Origin of the sequence: Spinactinospora alkalitolerans (genome assembly GCF_013408795.1) — a bacterium.
Classification (GTDB): Bacteria; Actinomycetota; Actinomycetes; order Streptosporangiales; family Streptosporangiaceae; genus Spinactinospora; species Spinactinospora alkalitolerans.
In genome coordinates this window covers 3,041,915-3,062,343 of record NZ_JACCCC010000001.1, presented here as the reverse complement: position 1 = coordinate 3,062,343, position 20,429 = coordinate 3,041,915, and the positions used below count along the sequence as shown (strand labels likewise).

Annotated in this window: 23 protein-coding genes; 15 read left to right on the top strand and 8 right to left on the bottom strand. The window is 72.5% G+C overall.

The window, feature by feature from the left end; translation table 11 throughout:
* Positions 1–161 precede the first annotated feature (161 nt).
* Entirely contained in the window at positions 162–1,166 is a 1,005-nt protein-coding gene (locus HDA32_RS13595) for an MBL fold metallo-hydrolase (protein WP_179643529.1), read from the top strand.
* Between the two features lie 116 nt (positions 1,167–1,282).
* Here HDA32_RS13595 and HDA32_RS32215 read toward each other — a convergent pair whose 3' ends face one another.
* From HDA32_RS32215 to HDA32_RS13580, 3 genes are all read right to left on the bottom strand, one after another.
* Entirely contained in the window at positions 1,283–2,047 is a 765-nt protein-coding gene (locus HDA32_RS32215; protein ID WP_246334949.1) for a Tn3 family transposase, read from the bottom strand.
* A gap of 941 nt (positions 2,048–2,988) precedes the next feature.
* Complete coding sequence (locus HDA32_RS13585) at positions 2,989–3,267, bottom strand: DUF4158 domain-containing protein (protein ID WP_179643527.1); 279 nt, start codon at positions 3,265–3,267, stop codon at positions 2,989–2,991.
* 161 nt (positions 3,268–3,428) lie between these two features.
* The gene (locus HDA32_RS13580) at positions 3,429–4,466 is read right to left on the bottom strand and encodes a GlxA family transcriptional regulator (protein ID WP_218882447.1); all 1,038 of its coding nucleotides are present in this window, start codon (positions 4,464–4,466) and stop codon (positions 3,429–3,431) included.
* A 168-nt stretch (positions 4,467–4,634) separates the two neighbouring features.
* Between HDA32_RS13580 and HDA32_RS13575 the strand changes: the two genes are divergently transcribed.
* The 3 genes from HDA32_RS13575 (at position 4,635) to HDA32_RS13565 (ending at position 7,053) form a co-directional block, all read left to right on the top strand.
* Positions 4,635–5,414 (top strand): NAD(P)H-dependent oxidoreductase, encoded by a 780-nt coding sequence (locus HDA32_RS13575; RefSeq protein ID WP_179643524.1) that lies wholly within the window; start codon positions 4,635–4,637, stop codon positions 5,412–5,414.
* Between the two features lie 176 nt (positions 5,415–5,590).
* Positions 5,591–6,388, top strand: coding sequence for a helix-turn-helix domain-containing protein (locus HDA32_RS13570; protein ID WP_312863177.1), 798 nt, complete (start codon positions 5,591–5,593; stop codon positions 6,386–6,388).
* Between the two features lie 212 nt (positions 6,389–6,600).
* The gene (locus HDA32_RS13565) at positions 6,601–7,053 is read left to right on the top strand and encodes a DUF6653 family protein (protein ID WP_218882445.1); all 453 of its coding nucleotides are present in this window, start codon (positions 6,601–6,603) and stop codon (positions 7,051–7,053) included.
* 69 nt (positions 7,054–7,122) lie between these two features.
* Here HDA32_RS13565 and HDA32_RS13560 read toward each other — a convergent pair whose 3' ends face one another.
* The 3 genes from HDA32_RS13560 to HDA32_RS13550 form a co-directional block, all read right to left on the bottom strand.
* Positions 7,123–8,328 carry a sigma-70 family RNA polymerase sigma factor gene (locus HDA32_RS13560; RefSeq protein ID WP_312863176.1) on the bottom strand — a complete coding sequence of 402 codons (1,206 nt, stop codon included), beginning with the start codon at positions 8,326–8,328 and terminating at the stop codon, positions 7,123–7,125.
* 8 nt (positions 8,329–8,336) lie between these two features.
* On the bottom strand, positions 8,337–8,522 hold the full coding sequence (locus HDA32_RS30205; RefSeq protein WP_312863175.1) for a YciI family protein: 186 nt from the start codon (positions 8,520–8,522) through the stop codon (positions 8,337–8,339).
* A gap of 407 nt (positions 8,523–8,929) precedes the next feature.
* Positions 8,930–9,502, bottom strand: coding sequence for a TetR/AcrR family transcriptional regulator (locus HDA32_RS13550; protein WP_179643520.1), 573 nt, complete (start codon positions 9,500–9,502; stop codon positions 8,930–8,932).
* Positions 9,503–9,601: 99 nt separating this feature from the next.
* Between HDA32_RS13550 and HDA32_RS13545 the strand changes: the two genes are divergently transcribed.
* The 6 genes from HDA32_RS13545 to HDA32_RS13520 all read left to right on the top strand — a co-directional run bounded on the left by HDA32_RS13545 (position 9,602) and on the right by HDA32_RS13520 (position 14,234).
* A complete protein-coding gene (locus tag HDA32_RS13545; RefSeq protein WP_179643519.1) occupies positions 9,602–10,060 on the top strand; it encodes a nuclear transport factor 2 family protein in 459 nt (152 codons plus the stop codon).
* 120 nt (positions 10,061–10,180) lie between these two features.
* Positions 10,181–10,624: an SMI1/KNR4 family protein gene (locus tag HDA32_RS13540; RefSeq protein ID WP_179643518.1), complete on the top strand. Its 444-nt coding sequence runs from the start codon at positions 10,181–10,183 to the stop codon at positions 10,622–10,624.
* A 106-nt stretch (positions 10,625–10,730) separates the two neighbouring features.
* Complete coding sequence (locus tag HDA32_RS13535) at positions 10,731–11,702, top strand: aldo/keto reductase (protein ID WP_179643517.1); 972 nt, start codon at positions 10,731–10,733, stop codon at positions 11,700–11,702.
* 187 nt (positions 11,703–11,889) lie between these two features.
* Complete coding sequence (gene def / locus HDA32_RS13530) at positions 11,890–12,588, top strand: peptide deformylase (RefSeq protein WP_179643516.1); 699 nt, start codon at positions 11,890–11,892, stop codon at positions 12,586–12,588.
* Positions 12,569–12,868 carry a YrhK family protein gene (locus HDA32_RS13525; RefSeq protein ID WP_179643515.1) on the top strand — a complete coding sequence of 100 codons (300 nt, stop codon included), beginning with the start codon at positions 12,569–12,571 and terminating at the stop codon, positions 12,866–12,868. Before def ends, HDA32_RS13525 begins: the two co-directional genes overlap by 20 nt.
* 328 nt (positions 12,869–13,196) lie before the next feature.
* Entirely contained in the window at positions 13,197–14,234 is a 1,038-nt protein-coding gene (locus HDA32_RS13520; protein WP_179643514.1) for a zinc-binding dehydrogenase, read from the top strand.
* 66 nt (positions 14,235–14,300) lie between these two features.
* On the opposite strand, the gene HDA32_RS13515 is transcribed toward HDA32_RS13520, so the two are convergent.
* Together HDA32_RS13515 and HDA32_RS13510 are read right to left on the bottom strand one after the other, a co-directional pair.
* On the bottom strand, positions 14,301–15,479 hold the full coding sequence (locus HDA32_RS13515; RefSeq protein ID WP_179643513.1) for an alpha/beta fold hydrolase: 1,179 nt from the start codon (positions 15,477–15,479) through the stop codon (positions 14,301–14,303).
* Positions 15,476–17,086: a flavin-containing monooxygenase gene (locus HDA32_RS13510; protein WP_179643512.1), complete on the bottom strand. Its 1,611-nt coding sequence runs from the start codon at positions 17,084–17,086 to the stop codon at positions 15,476–15,478. Before HDA32_RS13510 ends, HDA32_RS13515 begins: the two co-directional genes overlap by 4 nt.
* 108 nt (positions 17,087–17,194) lie before the next feature.
* Here HDA32_RS13510 and HDA32_RS13505 point away from each other — a divergent pair, with 108 nt between their 5' ends.
* From HDA32_RS13505 to HDA32_RS13485, 5 genes are all read left to right on the top strand, one after another.
* On the top strand, positions 17,195–17,986 hold the full coding sequence (locus tag HDA32_RS13505; RefSeq protein ID WP_312863174.1) for a MerR family transcriptional regulator: 792 nt from the start codon (positions 17,195–17,197) through the stop codon (positions 17,984–17,986).
* 99 nt (positions 17,987–18,085) lie between these two features.
* Positions 18,086–18,619, top strand: coding sequence for a hypothetical protein (locus HDA32_RS13500; RefSeq protein WP_312863173.1), 534 nt, complete (start codon positions 18,086–18,088; stop codon positions 18,617–18,619).
* Positions 18,620–18,797: 178 nt separating this feature from the next.
* Complete coding sequence (locus tag HDA32_RS13495) at positions 18,798–19,184, top strand: VOC family protein (protein WP_179643510.1); 387 nt, start codon at positions 18,798–18,800, stop codon at positions 19,182–19,184.
* A 173-nt stretch (positions 19,185–19,357) separates the two neighbouring features.
* On the top strand, positions 19,358–19,501 hold the full coding sequence (locus HDA32_RS30700; RefSeq protein WP_312863172.1) for a hypothetical protein: 144 nt from the start codon (positions 19,358–19,360) through the stop codon (positions 19,499–19,501).
* On the top strand, positions 19,491–20,393 hold the full coding sequence (locus tag HDA32_RS13485; RefSeq protein ID WP_312863171.1) for a calcium:cation antiporter: 903 nt from the start codon (positions 19,491–19,493) through the stop codon (positions 20,391–20,393). Before HDA32_RS30700 ends, HDA32_RS13485 begins: the two co-directional genes overlap by 11 nt.
* Positions 20,394–20,429: the final 36 nt, after the last annotated feature.

Here is a 20,429-nt window from a genome sequence, read left to right as displayed (position 1 = left end):
TGCGCGGTGGAAGCCATCTACCGCATGTTCGAGTGAGAGATCTGTGAATTCAGGTTGGCTCGGCGCGCGGCGGCGCCGGTTGCCTACGGGGTGAACAGCGGCTACGCCGCTTGCTTGCCTGATGTGGGTTGCATTTCCGTAACTGGGATCGAGGGAAAGGGATGATGATGTCCGGATCGGCCGAAGTGGTCCTGCTCGGCACCTCGGGAGGGCCGCGCTGGCGGCGCGACCGCACCGGTATCGCCTCGGCCGTGGTCGTGGGCGATGCGGTCTACCTCGTCGACTGCGGCTACGGCGTCGGCCGCCAGATGATCCGGGCCGGGTTCGGCATGGATCGGTTGCGCGGGATCTTCGTGACCCACATGCACTCCGATCACACGGTGGATTTCCTCAGCCTGCTGCTCTACGGCTGGTACGAGAACCTCGAAGGCGTCGACCGGCCCGTCACCGCGCTCGGCCCCGGTGACCGCGGCACCGTTCCACCCGCCTCACCGCACGCGGTGAAAACGCCGCCGACGTTCTCCCCGCAAGAGCCCACACCGGGGCTGTCCGGCATGGCCCGTCACCTCATGCGCGCCTACGCCACCGACATCAACGACCGCCTGCGCGACAACCTGCGCCGCCATCCCGACGAGCTGTTGTCCGTGCGCGACATCGAACTGCCGGGCGACGTCGGATTCCACCCCGATACCAACCCGTGCCCACCCATGCGGCCCTTCGACATCTACGAGGACGACCGGGTGCGCGTCACAGCCACACTCGTGCAACACTCCCCGATCGCGCCCGCCTACGCTTTCCGCTTCGACACCGACAACGGGTCGGTCACCTTCTCCGGCGACACCGGCGTCTGCAACAACCTGCTCGGACTCGCCTCCGACACCGACGTCCTGGTGCACGAGGTGATCGACGAGCAGTGGGTTCACCAGCGCTACGAGAACGGACGCACCGAGCAGCAACGCTCCATGATCGACCACCACCTCACCGCCCACACCTCCATCCCCGACACCGGCCGGGTGGCCGAGAAAGCCGGCGCACGCACGCTCGCGCTCAACCACTTCGTACCCGGCGAACTGGAAACCCCGCGCTGGCACACCGCGGGCGCGTACTTCTCCGGCAACCTCGTCATCGGCCAGGACCTGCACCGGATCCCTCTCGGCGGAAGCTGAACTGGCCCGAACATCGCGGTCTCGTTCGTGGGATGGACTGTCAGCCCAGACTTCCTCGGCGGTCCCGCCTCCGAGCCAGCGACTGAGTTCGTAAGGGGATCCCCTCTGTACAGAGTTCAGAGCTCGTCGTCGGGGTCGCGTAGAGGTCGCAGCTCGCTTGGTGGGCTGCTGATGAAGGCGTAACGCCCCTGGAGGTTGATGTGTCGCCATCCGAGCGGGGACAGGCGGGCGAGGTCCTCATCGCGGACGGGATAGCCCTGGCTGCGGAGGTGATTGATGATGGCGTCGAGGTAGACGGTGTTCCAGAGCGCGACCATGTTCAGCACCAGTCCGAGCGCGCCGAGTTGGTCTTCCTGGCCTTGGCGGTAGGGCTGATACAGCTGGCCGCGTTTGCCGTGAAAGATCTGCCGGGCCAGCGCATGGCGGGATTCCTGGGTGTTGAGTTGGGTGTGGATGCGGCGCCGGTAGGTCTCGTCGGCGTCGACGAAGGCCAGCATGTGCAGGGTTTTGGCGATGCGTCCGTACTCGGCCAGGGCCTTGCCCAGGGTCGTCGGACTCCCGCCGCCCTGGGTGATGCGCATCAGCGAGGCCACCGCCCCGGTGCCCCACTGGCTGACCAGGTCTATGTCGGCTTGGTTCTCCGGTAGACGGGCGTTGGCCGCCCGATGGGTGTCGGGCCGCAGGTAGTTCTGCTGCACGTGCGAGAGCCGGGATCGGCTCAGTGCGGAGTGTCCGGGCTGAATGACCGGGGTGAAGCCCACGTTGCAGGCCTCGGCGACCAGGCAGGCCGCCACCGAGGTCGGCAGCTCGCTCATGCGAGCGTCGGCTTCGGACAGATGCGTGTACTCGTCCAGGCACCCGGTCCAACCGTGCACCTCCATGATCAGGTCCGGCAGGTCGATCTGCGGCAGCATCGCCGCACATACCCGACTCAGTTCCGTCTGCTCGTCGGAGACCTCCCGGGGGTCCGGTTTGTCCAGATGCAGCCGACCGTCCGCACCGACCGTCGCTGGCTGTTCCTCGCCGTCCTCGGCGCGGTCGGCCACGACCCGGTAGGCGGTGTCGAGCTTGCCGGTCAGCTCGGTCAGGTGCGGCTGCGGGTCCTCGGGCAGTTCCAGGCTGGTGAGCACGTCGTGCTTGGCGGTCTGCCATTGCTGGGCGTCCAGCAGCTTTGCGCGCGGGTCAGCCCAGCGCAGTCCACCGCAGGCGAACACGTCCCCGCGGCGGAGTCGGCTGTGGAAGGTTTCGGTGACCGCGGAGATGTAGGCGCGTTGGTCGACCTGGTCGGCGGCCGGATCCGGATTGCCCAGCATCAGGCGGCGCCAGGACGAGCCCACCAGCTCGGAGGAGATCTGCGCGGTCGACAGCTTGCGGCACCGTGCGGGAAACAGCTGCGGCAAGCGACCGAACTCGGCCAACACCTCGCTACCACCCTCGGCCGCGCCGGACGGGACCTCAACCAGCGAGGCGACGGCTTTGCGGATGGTGGGAAACCGATCCAGCAGCTCGGCCCGGGCGGCGGCATCCGGATCGCCCTGGTCGACGGTCAGCTCCTCGACCGCGTTCAAGGCGTCGGTCAGCTGGGTCTGGCCCACCGCGGCCTCCAGTGCGGCCCACACCGCGTCGGCGTTCAGGCTCTGGCCCGACTCGCGCAACTGCCCCAGCACCGTCTTCAGCCCCGTAGCCACGGTGATCGAGGCCCGTGACAGCCTCGGCAACGACTGCAACCTGGTCTTGGCCGACTCGCGTTCGGCACGGCGGATCAGGTTCTCCCGCACCAGGACGTCGAACACATCCAGGACATCGTCGGTGGCCTGCTGGGTCACGCCCGCACCATGGCCACCAACGTGGCCGTCTTCCGCGCCGGGCTCAGCCCGCGAATCGTGGACGCCTTCGACCCGAGCCCGTAGCGGGCCAAGTGCCACAGCCGGTTCGGTTGCACGGCAAACCCCAGCCGGTTCTGCGGACGCCGCCGCTGCCGCACCCTGGCCACGTCGGTATCGCTGAGCAGGCAAAACCGGTCCAACTCCGACTGCGATGGCGCACCCGTGAACCGGCCGAAGGCCTCTACCCGCGCAGCGCTCAAAAACTCCAGCGACACGACCCCGCCTCCCACACCGCACGCTGACCTGCGATCAAGGGCTTAGCGTTCAATTTCTCCCGGTTCTTCCCCAGACCCCGGCCTGGCTGACGCCGAACGTGGCCGCCGAGGTGATCGCGCCGGGGGCCACGGCCGCCACCCGGATGCCGCGCGGCGAGCGCTCACACCGCGACGGGGCAGGCCGGGCCGCGGAAGGTGGTGCGGTAGGCGCTGGGGGAGACGCCCAGCGCCGTCTGCAGGTGCTGGCGCAGCGAGGCGGCCGTGCCGAAGCCCGCCTGCGCCGCGATCCGGTCGACGGGCAGGTCGGTCTCCTCCAGCAGCTGCCGGGCGCGCTCGATGCGCTGGCGGGTCAGCCACTGCAGCGGGGAGACCCCGACCTCCTCGCGGAAGCGGCGGGTGAAGGTCCGCACGCTCATCGCCTCCCGCGCGGCCAGTTCGCGCAGGGTGAGCGGCCGGTCCAGGCGCTCCAGCGCCCATTCCCGGGCCGCGCCGGTGGAGGAGACCCGGGGCTCGGGGACGGGCCGCCGGATGAACTGGGCCTGGCCGCCGTCGCGGTGCGGGGAGACCACCGTGCCGCGGGCGACCTCGTTGGCGACCGCCGCTCCGTGGTCGCTGCGGATCATGTGCAGGCACAGGTCGATGCCCGAGGCGACCCCCGCCGAGGTGAGGATGTCGCCGTCGTCGGTGTAGAGGACGTCGGGGTCGAGGTCGACGGCCGGGTACAGCTCGCAGAAGCGCGCGGCCGACCTCCAGTGCGTGGTCGCCCTGCGGCCGTCGAGCAGCCCGGCCGCCGCCAGCACGAAGGAGCCCGTGCAGATCGAGGCGATCCGGGTGCCGGGCCGGATGCGGGCCAGGGCCTCGGCCAGCGGAGCCTCCAGGGGGCCGGTGCGGGGCTCGTGGTCGACGCGGGCGTCGGGGACGGCCTCGTCGGGGGTGTCGGGGCCGTGGGCGGCCGGGACGACCACGGTGTCGGCCTCGCCCAGGATCTCGGGGCCGTGGGCGACGTTGATGCTGAAATCGGCCTCGGTGTGGATCTCGCCGGGGGTGAGGGCGCAGGTCACGACCTCGTACAGCGGTTCGCCCCCGGCCGTGGCCGCCTGGCCGAACAGCCGGTGCACGATGCCCAGCTCCATCGGCAGCAGACCGTTGCGGACGAGGACGGCGACCCGGTGCCGACCGGGGTGACTGAAAACGGACATGGCTCGATTCTTGCACATGATGACCATCGGGCCACTCGTTTCGGCCGGGCCGACTGCCGATGATGGTGCATGCGGCGCGGGGCGGCCCCCGCTCGGCCGGAACCGGCCGCGCAAGCGCCCCCGCCCGCGCACACGACGTTCACCACCGAAGTGAGAGAGGGCCGAAACGTGAAGGTGCTGTGGATCTACGCCCACCCCGAGCAGCGCTCGCTGAACGCCGCGCTCAGGGACGAGGGGATGCGCGCGCTGGCCGAGCACGGGCACGAGGTCCGGCTGTCCGACCTCTACGCCATGGGCTGGGACCCCGTGGTCGACGCCGGCGACTTCGGCCACGACCGCGGCGAGCGCCTGGTCGTCACCCGCGCCTCCAAGCACGCCTACACCTCGGGCGGGCTCAGCGACGACATCGCCGCCGAGCACGGCAAGCTCGCCTGGGCCGACACGGTCGTCCTGCAGTTCCCGATGTGGTGGGCCGGCATGCCCGCCATCCTCAAGGGCTGGTTCGACCGCGTCTTCGTCAAGGGCTTCGCCTACGGCGTCACCGACCCCGGCGCCGGCGGGCGGACCCTGCGCTACGGCGAGGGCGTCCTGGCGGGCAAGCGCGCGATGGTCGTGGTGACCATCGGCGCCCGCGAGGCGGCCATGGGGCCCCGCGGGATCAACGGCGAACTCAACGCACTGCTGTTCCCCCTGCAGCACGGCACGCTGTGGTACAGCGGCATGTCCGTGGTCGAGCCGCTGGCCGTCTACGGCGCCGACCGCCTCGGCGACGCCGACTACAAGGACTCGGCGGCCCGGCTGCGCGAGCGGCTCCTGGCGCTGCCCACCAGTGACCCCATCCCGTTCCGTTACCAGAACCGCGGCGACTACGACGACGACCACGTGCTGCGGTCCGAGCTCGCGCCGGGCCGCACCGGCCTGGCGGTGCACGACGCCCGCACCGCCTGACCCCGCCCCGGCGCGGAAAAAGGGGGGACGCCCGGGCGCCCGAGTCACCGCCTCGATTACCTCAGAAGTCATGGCCGGGCCGGGGCGTCCTGCGTAGCGTGGTCACCGTGACGGCGACACGGGAGACACGGGAGACACGGGAGACACGGCAACGGCGGCAGGCGCACCGGCGTCCGGTGGGCGAGCTGATCCGGCAGTGGCGGGAGCGCCGCAGGCTCAGCCAGCTGCAGTTGTCGATCCAGGCCGACGTCTCCACCCGGCACCTCAGCTTCGTGGAGACCGGCCGGTCCAGGCCAAGCCGCGACATGGTGCTGCACCTGGCCGAGGAGCTGGACCTGCCCCTGCGGGAACGCAACCACCTGCTGCTGGCGGCGGGGTATGCGCCGGTCTACGCCGAGACGGCGCTGGAGTCGCCGAAGATGGCGGCGGTGCGCGGGGCGGTGAGCCAGATCCTGCGCGGGCACGAGCCCTACCCGGCCGTGGTGGTGGACCGGGCCTGGAACATGGTCGACGCCAACGCCGCCGTCGCGCTGTTCACCGGGGAGGTGGCGGCGGAGCTGATGGCGCCGCCGGTCAACGTGCTGCGGGTGAGCCTGCACCCCGACGGGATGGCGCCGCGCATCCTGAACCTGGGGGAGTGGCGGGGCCACCTGCTGGCGCGGCTGCGCCGCCAGGTGGCGCTGACCGGGGACGCCGATCTCGGCGCGCTCCACGACGAACTGGCCGCCTACCCCGGCGCCCGGTCCGGCCCCGCCCCCGAGGCGCCCGGCCCGGGCGACCTGGCGGTGCCGCTGCGCGTCGCGCACGAGGGCGCGGAGCTGACGTTCATCAGCACCGTGGCCACGTTCGGCACGCCGCTGGACGTCACCGTCGCCGAACTGGCCATCGAGTCCTTCCTGCCCGCCGACCGGCACACCGCGGACGTGCTGCGCCGGTGGCAGGCGGGTCGCCCGCAGCAGGCGGCGCCCCACTGAGGCGGGTGGGAACCGCGCCCGGCCGACCACAGGCCGCACAGCAGACCATGGCCGTACGTCCGCTGAAGACCCACCCCACGAAACTTCTGCAAACCTCAGGAGAGCCGCGTCCGGAACCGTTGACGGGTGCACGGGCGGGGCGTAGCGTCACCTCCGGTGTGCCGGGAAGTCTGGTCGGCGTTTCGTTGGACGGTTCCGGATGGAGCGCACGCATGGACACCACCCCCTCAGGCGCGTTCGCGCGGCTGCGCCGCGCGGTCTTCGCCCGGCACGCCAATCCCTGGAGCGCGTGGACTCGGTGGGCGAGCACTCCGCTGGTGCTGGTGCCGGTGTGGACGCGCAGCTGGAGGCACGCGGCGATCGTGGCCGCCTGGTTCGCGGTCAACCCCGTGGTGTTCGCGGAACCGGCCGACGACCGGGCCTGGGCGAGCCGTGCGATGCTCGGCGAGGAGCAGTGGCTCATCGACCGGCCCAGGGACGCGGCGCTGGGCGTCAACGCCGCCGTCACGGCGGCCGGCGTCGTCGCGGTCGTCGCCGCCCGCCGCCGTCGACCGGTGCCCGCGGGCGCGGCCACCGCCGCATCGATGGCGCTGCTGCTGGTGTACTGGGAGCTGATGGCCCGCTACTACGGCCGCCACCGGCAGCAGCAGAGCGCGTCTGAGTAGACGACCGCCGCCGGACGGCCGCCATCGCCCTCAGGGGCCTGGGCCGCGGCGGGCCGGATCCGCGCCGCCTCAGGTCCGGGGCAGCGCATTCCTGCGGCGCCGCAGGAAGGCGCGTTCGGCCGCGTTGCCGGTGCGGGCGATCGCCGCCTCGTAGGCCGATGCGGCCTCGGCGCCGCGGCCCAGGCGCCGCAGCAGGTCGGCGCGGACGGCGTGGAACAGGTGCCGGCCGCCCAGGTCGAGGCCGTCGACGAGGGCGAGCGCGGCCTCCGGCCCTTCGACCTCGGCCACGGCGACCGCGCGGTTGAGGGCCGCGACCGGGTTCGGGGCCAGCGCCAGCAGCTGGTCGTACAGCGCCAGGATCTGGCGCCAGTCCGTTGCGGCCGCGCTGGGCGCATCGCTGTGGACGGCGTTGATCGCCGCCTGGACCTGGTAGGGGCCCGGCCGGTTGCGCCGCAGGCACTCCCGCACGATGGCCTGGCCCTCGGCGATGAGGCCGCGGTCCCAGCGGGTGCGGTCCTGGTCGGCCAGCAGCACCAGACCGCTGTCGGCGGTGGTGCGGGCGGCCCGGCGCGACTCGGTCAGCAGCATGAGCGCGAGCAGCCCCTTGGCCTCGGGTTCGTCGGGCATGAGCTCGGCCAGGAGCCGCCCCAGGCGGACGGCTTCGGCGCACAGGTCCTCGCGGACCAGCCGCTCGCCCGAGCTCGCCGTGTGGCCCTCGGTGAAGACGAGGTAGACCACGGCCAGCACGGCCCGCAGGCGGTCGGGCAGGTCGGCCTCGTCGGGGACCCGGTAGGGGATGCGCGCGTCGCGGATCTTGCGCTTGGCCCGCACCAGCCGCTGGGCCATGGTCGGCTCGGGTACCAGGAAGGCGTGCGCGATCTCGGCGGTGGTGAGCCCGCCCAGCAGCCGCAGCGTCAGCGCGACCCGGGCCCCGGTGGCCAGCGCGGGGTGGCAGCAGGTGAAGATCAGGCGCAGCCGGTCGTCGTGCACGGCGCCCTCCTCGGCCGGTTCGTCGCGGGCGTGCAGCAGGGCGGCGCGGGAGGCCTCCCGGCGCAGCCGGTCGATCGCCCGGTTGCGGGCGGTGGTGATGATCCAGCCCGCCGGGCTCGGGGGCAGCCCTGTCGACGGCCACCGCTGCGCGGCCGCGGCGAACGCGTCCTGGACCGCCTCCTCGGCGACGTCGATGTCACCGAAGTGGCGGGCCAGGACGGCCACCGCGCGGCCGGACTCCTCGCGGAAGACGCGTTCGATCTCCGAGGCGGGCGGGACCGGCACGGCGGGCGTCAGTCCTCGCCCTGGAACGGCCGCACCTCGATCGGCAGGCCGGTCGCCCGGGCGATCCTGCGGCCCCATCCCAGCGCGGAGTCCAGGTCGGGGGCCCTGACGACGGTGAACCCGCCCAGGTGCTCCTTGCCCTCGGCGAACGGGCCGTCGGTGGTGAGCACGTCGTCGCCGTGCGGGCGCAGCACGGTGGCGGTGTCGGGGGCGTGCAGCCCTCCGGCGAACCACCCACGCGCCCGCGGCCCGGATCTCCCGGTTGATCGCGTCGAGGTCGCGCATGATCGGCTCCAGGACCTCGGGCGGGGGCGGGTCCCCGACGGGCTGGTACATGCTGAGCAGGTACTGCTTCATGACCGTTCCTCCTTGGCGCCGCCGGCACCGTGCCGGCTCTCACCCTCTACACGAACGGCTCCGGGCCGGATCGACACCGCGGGCGGCGCGCCGCGAAATTCTTCTCCCGCGCCCGGGCGCGCACGTGCCCGTTGCGCGGTGGTCCCCTCGTCGATCTTGAACTTGCGATTCAACCTCGACCGCCGGGCCGCGCGGCCTTTTCGGGCGGGTGCGGCGGTCCGCGCGTGCCCGACCTACTCGCCGGTCACCCGTCCTGGTCCGGGTCCAGGACGCCCAGCAGTGCGGCCGCGGCCTGCTGGGCGTCCTGGGCCGCGCGGGGGTTGAGGCCGGTGGCGGCGGAGACGATGGCGCCGTCGATGAGCAGGAGCAGGTGCGCCGCCGCGGTCTCGGGGGAGGCGGCCCCGTCCTGGCGCAGCAGGGCCGTCAGGTCCTCGCGCAGCCGCTCCTTGTGGTCGCGGGCGGCCCGGGCGACGGCCTCGGAGCCGCCGAGCTCGCCGAAGGCGTTGATGAAGGCGCACCCCCGGAAGTCGGGTGAGGCGAACCAGGCGGCCAGGTAGCCGAACACCGCGGCCGTGCGCGGGCCCCGGCCCGCGTGGGACTCGACGTGCTCGGCCAGCGCCGCGCGCCAGCGGTGGTCGCGCCGCTGCAGGTAATCGGCGACGAGCGTGTTTTTGGCGGGGAAACATTGGTAGAGCCGCTTGAGGGAGACGCCGGCCTCGGCGCGGATGGCGTCCATGCCCACGGCCTGGACGCCCCGGCGGTAGAACAGCGCCTCCGCGGCGTCGAGCACGCGCTCCCGCGCGCGGTCCGCGTCCACGGCTCCCCTTTCGTTGACGCCCTTGCCGGAGAGAACGGTCGTTCTCTACACTACCGGAAGAATTGGAGAACGACCGTTCTCCGCTGGTCTGGAGGAGAGATGACAGCACGTCCGCCGCTTCCGCCCTTCGACGAGGCCGGCGCCCGGCGCAAGGTGCAGGCCGCCGAGGACGCCTGGAACACCCGCGACCCCGAACGGGTCGCGCTGGCCTACACCGAGGACTCCGTCTGGCGCAACCGCCAGGAGTTCATCAAGGGGCGTGTGGAGATCGTGGACTTCCTGACCCGCAAGTGGAAGCGGGAGCTCGACTACGCGCTGCGCAAGGAGCTGTGGGGCTTCCGCGGCAACCGCATCGCGGTGCGCTTCCAGTACGAGTGGCACGACGAGTCCGGCCGCACCTGGCGCAGCTACGGCAACGAACTGTGGGAGTTCGACGACATGGGCCTGATGCGTCGGCGCGAGGCCAGCATCAACGACGTCGAGATCAGGGCCGAGGAGCGCCGCATCCACGGCCCCCGGCCCGAGTCCGAGCACGGGGCGGCGCTGCCGGTCCGGTGAGCGCGGGCGCGCCGCCCGCCCGGCCGGCCGCGCGGCGCGCCGTTTGCGGCCGGATGAAAACCGGTGCGCGAATATCGGGACTCGCCCCCGTTGATTTCCCGCGTCTCGGCACGAGCTGTGATGATTCAAGATGTGTGGCGTGAAATGATTGGTGACCTGTACCCCGAAGCGGAGCTGGCCGAGCCCGCCGACGAGGCGCTGTTCGCGGAGATCGAGAAGGTCCTCGATCTCCCGCTGCCGCTGGAGTTGGCCGCTCTGCTGCGCGAGACCAACGGAGTGCACAACGAGTACGGCGACGCCGTCGTCTGGCCGGCGGAGCGGATCGTCGAGGACAACCTCGCCATGCGCGCCGAGCCCGACTACCTGGAGTTGTACGCGCCGTTCGAGCAGTTGATGTTCTTCGGCGACAGCGACATGGGGCCGCAGTTCGCCTATGTCCACACCGACTACGGCCCCGGCGTCGTCTTCTGGGACCACGAGACCGACCAGCGGCGCCTCGTCTCGGTGTCCCTGCGCGACTACCTGGCCCGCTGCCTCACCGAGGGAAACGCCTGGTTCCGCTGACCCGCGCGCCCGGGGGAGCGGGCGCCACCGCCCGCCGGGCGCGCCGATACCGTGGTGGCGCGCAGCCGCGGCGCGCGGTGCGGACACGCTGGGCGAGGAGGAGCGGATGGAGTACGTGAAGCTGGGCTCGACGGGCCTGGACGTCTCCCGGATCTGCCTGGGCTGCATGAGCTACGGCGAACCCGGGCGCGGCAAGCACGCCTGGACCCTCGGCGAGGAGAGCGGCAGGCCGTTCATCAAGCGCGCGGTCGAGGCCGGCGTCAACTTCTTCGACACCGCCAACGTCTACTCCGACGGCAGCAGCGAGGAGATCGTCGGCCGGGCGCTGGCCGAGTACGCCGACCGCGACGAGATCGTGCTGGCGACCAAGGTGCGCGGGCGGATGCGCCCCGGCCCCAACGGCGGAGGGCTGTCGCGCAAGGCGATCATGGCCGAGATCGACCACAGCCTGCGGCGGCTGGGCACCGACTACGTGGACCTGTACCAGATCCACCGGTGGGACCCCGCGACACCGATCGAGGAGACCGTCGAGGCGCTGCACGACGTGGTCAAGGCCGGCAAGGCCCGCTACGTGGGCGCCTCCTCGATGTATGCCTGGCAGTTCGCCAAGGCGCTACGCGTGGCCGAACGCAACGGCTGGACGCGGTTCGCCACGATGCAGAACCACTACAACCTGCTCTACCGCGAGGAGGAGCGGGAGATGCTGCCGCTGTGCGCCGACGCCGGCGTCGGCGTGATCCCGTGGAGCCCCCTGGCCCGCGGCCGCCTCACCCGCGACTGGGGCACGGCCACGGCGCGCACGGAGACCGACGAGTTCGGCAAGACGCTGTACCGCGACGACGACCGCGCGATCGTCGAGGCCGTCGCCAAGGTCGCCGACGAGCGCGGCGTGTCCCGCGCGCAGGTCGCGCTGGCGTGGGTGTCGCGCCACCCGGCGGTCACCGCGCCGATCGTGGGCGCGACCGAGCCGCACCACCTCGACGACGCGATCGCCTCGCTGTCGCTGGAGCTGACCGACGAGGAGGCCGCGATGCTGGAGGGCCCCTACACCGCCAGGGAGGTCCGCGGCTTCGCCTGATCGGACCCCGCCCCGGCGCCGTCCTCCGGCGGGAAGAGGCCGCCCCCGGAGGCGCGGCCGCGGACGGGCGGGCCCCTGCCTGAACAGCGGCCCGAATTCCTGGTCCGGGGGGTGAGCGGGTACCTTGCAAAGGGCGCCGCGGTGGCGACCCAAGGTTTTTCGGATCAGGTGAAAGACGAGCGAAGCAATGTCCGAGCAGCACGTTTCCGACCACCCCGCCGACACCCGGGTCAGGGTGCAGGGCGAGCCGGTGGACTCCTACCCCGAGATCGCCCCGGAGGCCCGGCGCGGCTCGGTGCTGCGGGTCACCGCCGTGGGCGAGGACGCGCTGCACCGGCGCAACGCCGACGTCACCGAGTTCGGCACGCCCGAGCTGGCCAAGCTCATCGACGACATGTTCCTGACGATGTATGTCGCCGAGGGCGTGGGGCTGGCCGCCAACCAGGTCGACGTCGACCTGCGCCTGTTCGTCTACGACTGCCCCGACGACGACGGGGTGCGCCACGTCGGCCACGTCGTCAACCCGGTGCTGGACGAGCGCGACCCCGGCGAGGGCGGCCTGCTGGTGGAGAGCGAGGGCTGCCTGTCGGTGCCCGGCCCGCACGCCGACCTGGCCCGCGCCGAGCACGCGGTCGTGCGCGGTTTCGACAAGGACGGCAGGGCGCTGGCCATCGAGGGCACCGGCTACTTCGCCCGCTGCCTGCAGCACGAGACCGACCACACCCTGGGCCGGCTCTACATCGACCGACTCCCCAAGCGCGAGCGCAAGAAGGTGCTCAAGCAGATGAACGAGATGCGCAACGACGTCTTCGCCCGCCGCGAGGCCAACGCCGAGAAGCTCGGCGAGGTCCTGGCAGACTCGAAGGATGACGCGATCCGGAGATGACGACGCCCTGACCATACGCATCGGCCGCGACGAACTCGTCGTCCGGCGGCGCTACGAGGTCCTCAGCATCGCCAACGACATCCTCATCGCCGTCTGGTTCGTCACCGGCAGCACCATGTTCTTCTCCGAGTCCCTGATGACCGCCGGCACCTGGATGTTCCTCGCCGGCAGCGTGGAGCTGCTCATCCGCCCGGTGATCCGCCTCTTCCGCCACCTGCACCTGCAGCGGATGCGGGCCGGGGTCCCCGGCTCGGTCGGAGGGTCGGGCCAGGACTTCTGAAGGCGCCCCGGGCGCGCCGGGCGCTGCTCGGCCCCGGTCGATCTCCGGTTCGGGCGGGGCGGCCTCGGCGGGGTCGGCCTCGATGACGAGCTCGGCCGGGGCGCGCCGGGCGTGCAGGCGCACAGCGCGATCAGCGCGGTCACCGCCATGCCCGCCGCGGCGAGGACGGTGCCACCGACGACCAGCGGGTGCGGGCCTGCGCGTGTAACGGTTGCCGATCCCGCACCGATCCGCCGTACCATTCGGTTGACGAGCGCCATGCGAGTTCGGCTGGTGCCGCTGTGTCCGCTGCTTAGAGCCATGCCAGGGTGTACGGGTGGATGAAGTAATGACGGCTGCCGTCTTGGTGGCTCACGGCGAGCTCGATGCCCTGCATCTGCGTCATGATGTGCCCGTACCACGGCCGGGTGCCGGGGAACTGCTGGTGCGGGTGACTGCTGCGGCGGTGAACAACACCGACATCTGGACCCGGCAAGGCGCCTATGGCCTGCCCGGACAACCGGACGCGCTTGCGGGGTGGCGTGGCGCGATCGCGTTCCCGCGCATCCAGGGCGGCGACATCGCCGGCACGGTGGCCGCCGTCGGCTCCGGCGTGGCCGAGCACCTCGTCGGGCGACGGGTGCTGGTCGATCCAGCGCTGTATCGCGACGAGAGCGCGCAAGCCCCACCTGTCGGATTGCTGGGCAGCGAGGCCGACGGCGGGTTCGCCCAATACGTCGCGGTGTCGGCCGATCAGGCCCACAACATGACCGACTCGCCGCTCTCGGATGAGCAGCTGGCGTGCCTGCCGGTGGCCTACGGCACCGCGATGGGCATGCTCGAACGCGTCGAACTCCACGACGGGGAGACGGTGCTGGTCACCGGCGCCTCCGGCGGAGTGGGGCTGGCGCTGGTACAGCTCGCGGCCGCCCGCGGCGCCACCGTCATCGCGGTCACCAGCCGCGCCAAAGCCGACCAGGTCAGCGCCGCTGGCGCTGCCCACGTCCTCGCCCGCGACGACAACGACCTCGCCTCGCAGGTCCGGTCACTAAGCCCCGCCGGGCTCGCGGTCGTCGCCGACGTCGCCGGCGGACCCCTGGTCGAACAGCTCCTCCCCCTGCTGGCCGACGACGGACGGTGGGTGATCGCGGGGGCCGTCGCCGGGCCAGTGGTGCCGTTCGACCTGCGGCGCCTCTACCTGCACAACCGGCGGCTGATCGGTTCGTCCATGCACACCCGCGAGCACTTCGCCGAGCTCGTCCAGACCGCCCGCACCGGACGGATCAGGCCCCGCATCGCCGGACGCTATCCGCTCACCGAGATTCACCAGGCGCAGCGGCTGTTCGTCCAGAGCCGGCACACCGGTAAGATCGTCATCCGTCCCTGAAGTGCCTCACCGACCCATCCCCGGGCGAAACGGGCGCTTCCGGCCAGAACCCCGAAGACCACCAGCTCAGCAGCCTGACTCAGCCATATCCGCCCGGTTTTCGGCGAGTACTACGGCGACCCCCACCTGTGGACACCGGCCGCGGGCGGCCCGCGGAGAGACCGCTACGGCGCGGCGGGGTCCTCGGCGCGGGCGGCGGGCGAGCAGGGCGCCCACGCCGCGGGCCGCGCCGGTGACGACGGCGACCTGGCCGTCGAGGCTGCTGTGCCTGCTCACGTCGTCTCCTCCTGGGCGGCGGGGGTGCGGGGGGGCGCCGGCCTCGCCCGACCGGGCGGCTGGGGTCTCCAGGTGGGCGCGGACGAGGTCGTCGATCATGGCGGCGACCCGGTCCGGGGTCTCCAAGGGGGTCATGTGCCCGATGCCGGGCAGCTCGACCAGTTCCTCCAGGTGCGGCAGTCCTCGGGCGAGGCGGCGGGCGTGCGGGGGCGGGGTGAGCCGGTCGGCCGAGCCGACGAGGACGGCGGCGGGGACGTCCAGGCGCGCCACGGCGGCCTCCAGGTCCAGGCCGGCCAGGACCCCGGCCCAGCGGGAGCGCACCGGCGGCGGGCAGGCGTGCACGATGCGGGCGCAGAGGTCGATCGCCTCGGGCCCGGCGCCCGGCCCCATGGTGACGTAGCGCAGCACCGAGCGGCTGAGCGGGGTGACCGGGCCCAGCGGCACCGGGGCCTTGAGCAGCAGCCGGTGGGTCGCGGCGCGCAGCCGCGGCAGCCGCCCGGCCAGGGGAAGCACCCGCAGCTCCCGGACCAGGCGGCCGCTGCCGGTGTTGGCCAGCAGCACCGCTGCGGTGCGGGCGCGCAACTGCGGGCGGTCGGCCGCGGCCAGCAGCGTCATGCCGCCCATGCTGTGCCCGGCCAGCACGGCCCGGGTGCCCTCGGGCACGCACGCCTCCAGCACGGCGCACAGGTCGTCGGCCAGGGCCGCGGTGCTGTAGCCGTCGCGGCCGGGGGCCGCGCTGCGCCCGTGCCCGCGCTGGTCGTAGACGACGACCTGCATCCGGGGCGGCAGCGCGCGCAGCAGCGGGGCCCAGAACAGGGTCGAGCAGGTCCAGCCGTGGCTGAGCACGACCACGGGGGCGTCGGAGGGGCCGTGCACCTCGGCGTGCAGGCGGGTGCCGTCGGCCGAGGCGACGTCGAGTTCGCGGCGGGGCCGGGGCGCGGCGGCGGTGGAGCGGGCGCGGGCGCTCATCGGGAGGCCTCCACCGCGATGGTGTGCTCGGGGGCGGCCGCCGGCGCGGTCGGCGGGGAGGCGGGCGGGGCGATGGGGGAGTACTCCGAGGGTTTGAGCCGGCGGGTCGCGCGCCGGAACCGCATGGTGGAGCCGGGCCACAGCGTGGTGTTGCGCCCGTTGGCGTCGAGGTACCAGCTCGCGCAGCCGCCCGTCGACCACACGGTGCGCCCCATCCTGCGGTGCAGGTCGTCGTTCCAGGCGCGCTGGGCCTCGGGTTTGGGCTCGATCGCGGCCACCCCCGGCGCCTCCAGGCGGCGCAGCGCGTCGATCACGTAGTTGAGCTGGGACTCGATCATGAAGATCATCGAGGTGTGGCCGAGCCCGGTGTTGGGGCCCACGATCGTGAAGAAGTTGGGGAAGCCGGCGACGGCGGTGCCGCGCAGCGCCTGCATGCCGCTCCGCCACTCCTGGGCCAGGGAGCGGCCGGCGGCGCCGAAGACGCGCTCGCCGATGGGCATGTCGGTGACCTGGAAGCCGGTGCCGAAGACGATCGCGTCGACCTCGTGCTCGGTTCCGTCTGCGGCCACGACCGTGCTGCCCCGCACCTCCGCCAGCCCCGAGGCCACCACGTCGACGTTGGGCCGGGCCAGCGCCGGGTAGTAGTCGTTGGACAGCAGGATGCGCTTGCACCCCATGGTGAAGTCGGGGGTGAGCTTGGCGCGCAGCCCGGGGTCCTTGACCGCGCGGCGCAGGTGTCGGCGCGCCAGTCCCGAGGCCAGGCGCAGCAGGGCGGGGAAGCGCACGAACGCGCCGACGGAGGACTCCCGGGTCAGATAGATCCCGCTGCGGCTGATCCGCTGGGCCAGCGGGACGTTGCGGTACATCCACTGCTCGGCCCGGGTGATGCGGCGGTCGGCCCGCGGCATCACCCAGGCGGGGGTGCGCTGCAGCAGCACGAGCCGTTCGACCTCGGGCTGGATGCTGGGCACGATCTGGATCGCCGAGGCGCCGGTGCCCACCACCGCCACGCGCTTTCCGGTCAGGTCGGTGTCGTGGTCCCAGCGCGCGGAGTGGAAGACGGTTCCGGGGAAGGCGTCGATGCCGGGGATGTCGGGGATGGCGGGGTCGGACAGCGCGCCGGAGGCCGAGACCAGCACGTCGCAGGTGAGCTCGGAGCGGGAGGTGCGCACGTGCCAGCGCGCGGCGGCGGCGTCCCAGCGGGCTTCGAGGACCTCGCTGTCGAACTCCAGGTGCGGCCGCAGGCCGTGGCGCTCGGTCACCTCCTCCAGGTAGGCGCGGATGTGCGGCTGGCCGGAGAAGCTGCGCGGCCAGTGCGGGTTGGGGGCGAAGGAGAAGGAGTACAGGTGCGAGGGGACGTCGCAGGCGCACCCCGGGTAGGTGTTGTCACGCCAGGTGCCGCCCACGGAGTCGGCGCGCTCCAGCACCGTGAAGTCGGTGATCCCGGCCTGGCGCAGCCGCACGGCCAGGCCGAGCCCGCCGAAGCCGGCTCCGATGGCCGCCACGCGCACGTGCCGGACGGTGCCGTCGCCTCCGGCGGCGTCCTGCCGCGGCCCCGGGGCCGCGGACCGCGGGGGCGCCGTGGACGCGTCTTTTCCCGATCCCATACCAATCCCTCTCGACCACGATCATTGAGCCAGTGTTTACTGGCAGGATCTTGAGCGTAAACCATGACAATGAGCATTGGAAGAGTTCGGCGCGACTATGCTGGCGTCGTGGTTGACGAGGGGGCGGACGAGCCCGGAACGCGCGAGTACCGGATCGACGACCTCGCGGAGGCCGCCGGCGTCCCCGTCCGGACCGTCCGCTACTACCAGGAGCGCCGCCTGCTGCCCGCGCCCCGGCGCTCGGGCCGCCTCGCCTGGTACTCCGAGGCCCACCTGGCCCGGCTGCGCGTCATCGCCCGGCTGCTGGAGCGCGGCCACACCCTCGGCGGGATCGCCGAACTGCTCAGCGCCTGGGAGAAGGGCCGCGACGTCGCCGACCTGCTCGGCTTCGAAGAGGCGGTCACCGCCCCCTGGGGCGACGACGCGCCCGTGCGGATGAGCTGGGAGGAGCTCTCGGCGGCCTACGGCCACCAGGTGACGCCCGAAGCGCTGCGCGAGGCCGAGGAGCTCGGCTACATCCGCGACGAGGGCGCCCACGTCGCCCACCTCAGCCGCCGGCTGCTGGAGACCTCGACCACGCTGGTGCGCGAGGGCATCCCCCTGTCGGCGGTGCTGCGGGCCGGCCGCGACGTCCAGGACCACGCCGACCGGCTCGCCGCGCTCTTCGTCGACCTGGTGCGCCGGCACCTGGTCGAGGAGCGGGACGAACTGCCCTCCACCGAGGAGATCGCCCGGCTGACCCGGATCGTGGAGCGGCTGCGCCCGGTGGCCGAGACCACCGTGCTCGTCGAGTTCGCCCGCGCCATGGACCGGCGCATCGGCGACGAACTCGGCGAGATCCTGCGCTCCCTGCACGCCCCCGGCGGCGAGGCGCAGGACGACGGGGCGGCGCGGCGGTGAGCGCGCCCCGGTCGCGCGCGCCCATGCGGTAGCGTCGCTGCGAGGAGCGGGTGGGGGAGAAGGACGGGCCCATCCGGGCGCGACGAGGGGGAGCGGCACGTGGACACCGGCGACGCGGGAGCCGCGCGCATCCCGCACAGCGTGGCGCTGCAGGACCTGCTCGCCGCGATCCCGCTCTACGCCCCCGTCGACGGCCCGGAGCAGGGCCGCATCACCGCCACCACGACGCATCCGGGCGAGGAGCTGCCGGCCAAGGTCGTCGTGGACTTCGCCGGGGAGGCCGGCGTGGAGATCGCGACGCGCCGCTGGGACACCGGCACCGGGCCCGACCCCCGGCACGTCCGCGGGTTCTGCGTGGAGCGCGACTTCATGCAGCGGCGGATGAACGGCGCCCTCGACGCCCGGCCGCTGCCGCTGCCCGAAGGGTCGGCCTGGTCGCAGCGCCACATCGCGCTCGACGGCGCCGCGCAGGCGTTCACGGTGCTCAGCACGCCCGATTCCTGGGTGGCCGCCGCAGCGGTCCCGGGCCCCTTCCTCATCCGCCTCTTCGCCACCGCCCCGCGGCCCGGACTCACCGCCCTGCGGCGCATCACCTCGGCCACCGAGCTGCAGCCCCTGCGCGGCCGCGCCTGACCGCAGGCGTACTCCACCCAATCCGCCGGCCGGCCAGGCGAAAAACCCACTGAGGTCTTCAAAGGCCGTGTGCTCTGCCGCCGCCGGAACACACCCCTGAACCGCGGACGGCCGGCCTCTTTCGAGCCGGGGCCGCTCGGGGGAATGGAAACCGCCGATCGGCGGAAGAACCACCGGCATGAACGTTCTCAGCAGCCGCATCCTGCTCCGCCCCACCGACCTGGAGCGCAGCCGCGCCTTCTACCGCGACACACTCGGCCTGGCCGTCTACCGGGAGTTCGGGACCGGACCCCGGCGCGGCACCGTGTTCTTCCTCGGCGGCGGGTTCCTGGAGGTCTCCTCCGGCGCCGACCGGCCGCCCGAGGCGTCGGCGACCCAACTGTGGATGCAGGTGCCCGACGCCGAGGAGGCCCACCGGGAACTGGTCGGGCGCGGCGCGGCCATCCTGCGCGAACCCCGCAAGGAGCCGTGGGGGCTGGTCGAGATGTGGATCGCCGACCCCGACGGCCTGCGCATCTGCGTGGTCGAGGTCCCCGAGGACCACCCGATCCGGTACCGCCCCTGACGAGCCCAGCAGGCCGCCGCAGGAGGCCGGCCCCAGCCAGGTGTGCGGGTTGCCGGCCCGGCACCGGCCCCGACCCCGGCGAAGCCCGCAGGGAGCGGGTCTACACCGCCCTGTTCCGCATCACCGAGCGCCACGCCGACGGCGAGGCCCGCAGGCGCTGGGAGGAGCGCCGCATGCCCATGGAGCCGCTGGACGCCGTGCGTCGCATCACCGATCTGGCCGCCGGCAGCGCCCAGATCGGACCGGAGGAGCCGCCTCTGGACGCCGCCGACCTCACCGCGGCGCTGACCGGGGGTCGAGTCGATCGTGGTGATTGAGGTGGTGCTCATCGCTGCGGTCATGCTGGGCCCCGGCGAGCACACCACCATCGCCCGGGACTCGGTGATGGCCGTGTCGATGATCATCCTCAACGCGGTCATCGGCCTGTCACTTCTCGTCGGCGGCATCAAGCACGGTGACCTCAGCCACAACCGCACTGGTACCTCCGCGTACCTGGCCCTGCTCGTGGTGCTCTCCGCGCTGGCCCTCGCGCTGCCGGCCCTGATCGGCCGCGACGGCGCCTACACAGTGGGGCAGGAGACTCCCGTCATTGTGCTGACCCTCGGCCTCTACGCCTTCTTCCTCGTCCGCCAGATGGGCAAGCAGGCCGCTGACTTCCGGGAGGTCGATCCACGGCTGACCGTCCGCCTCGCCGGGCACGACTCGGCCGGTCCCGAGACTGAGCACACCAACATCGTCCAGGTCATCGCCGAGCACCGCTCCGAAGTGCTGCTGCGGATGGGACTGCTCGTCGCGACCGTCCTGCCCATCGTGCTGCTCTCCCACGACATGGCCACGCTGCTCGACGACGGGCTCGGTCGTGTCGGGGCACCGGTCGCACTCTCCGGCATCCTCATCGCGATCATCGTCTTCCTGCCCGAGTCGATCACGTCGGTGCGCGCTGCTTTACAGGGTGAGATCCAGCGCGTGAGCAACCTGTGTCATGGCGCGCTGGTCTCGACCGTCGGATTGACCATCCCGGTCGTCCTCGTCATCGGACTGCTCACCGGTCAGGCCGTCGTGCTGGCCGAGTCCCCGGCCAACCTGCTGCTCCTGGGCGTCACGCTGCTGCTGTCGGTGACGACGTTCGCCGCTCAGAAGGTGACCGCGATGCACGGCGCAGCCCATCTCGTGGTCTTCGCGGTCTATGGCATCGCAGTGTTCTCCTGAGCCTCCCCGGGCGACCGGGGCTGCGCCGGAGGATCG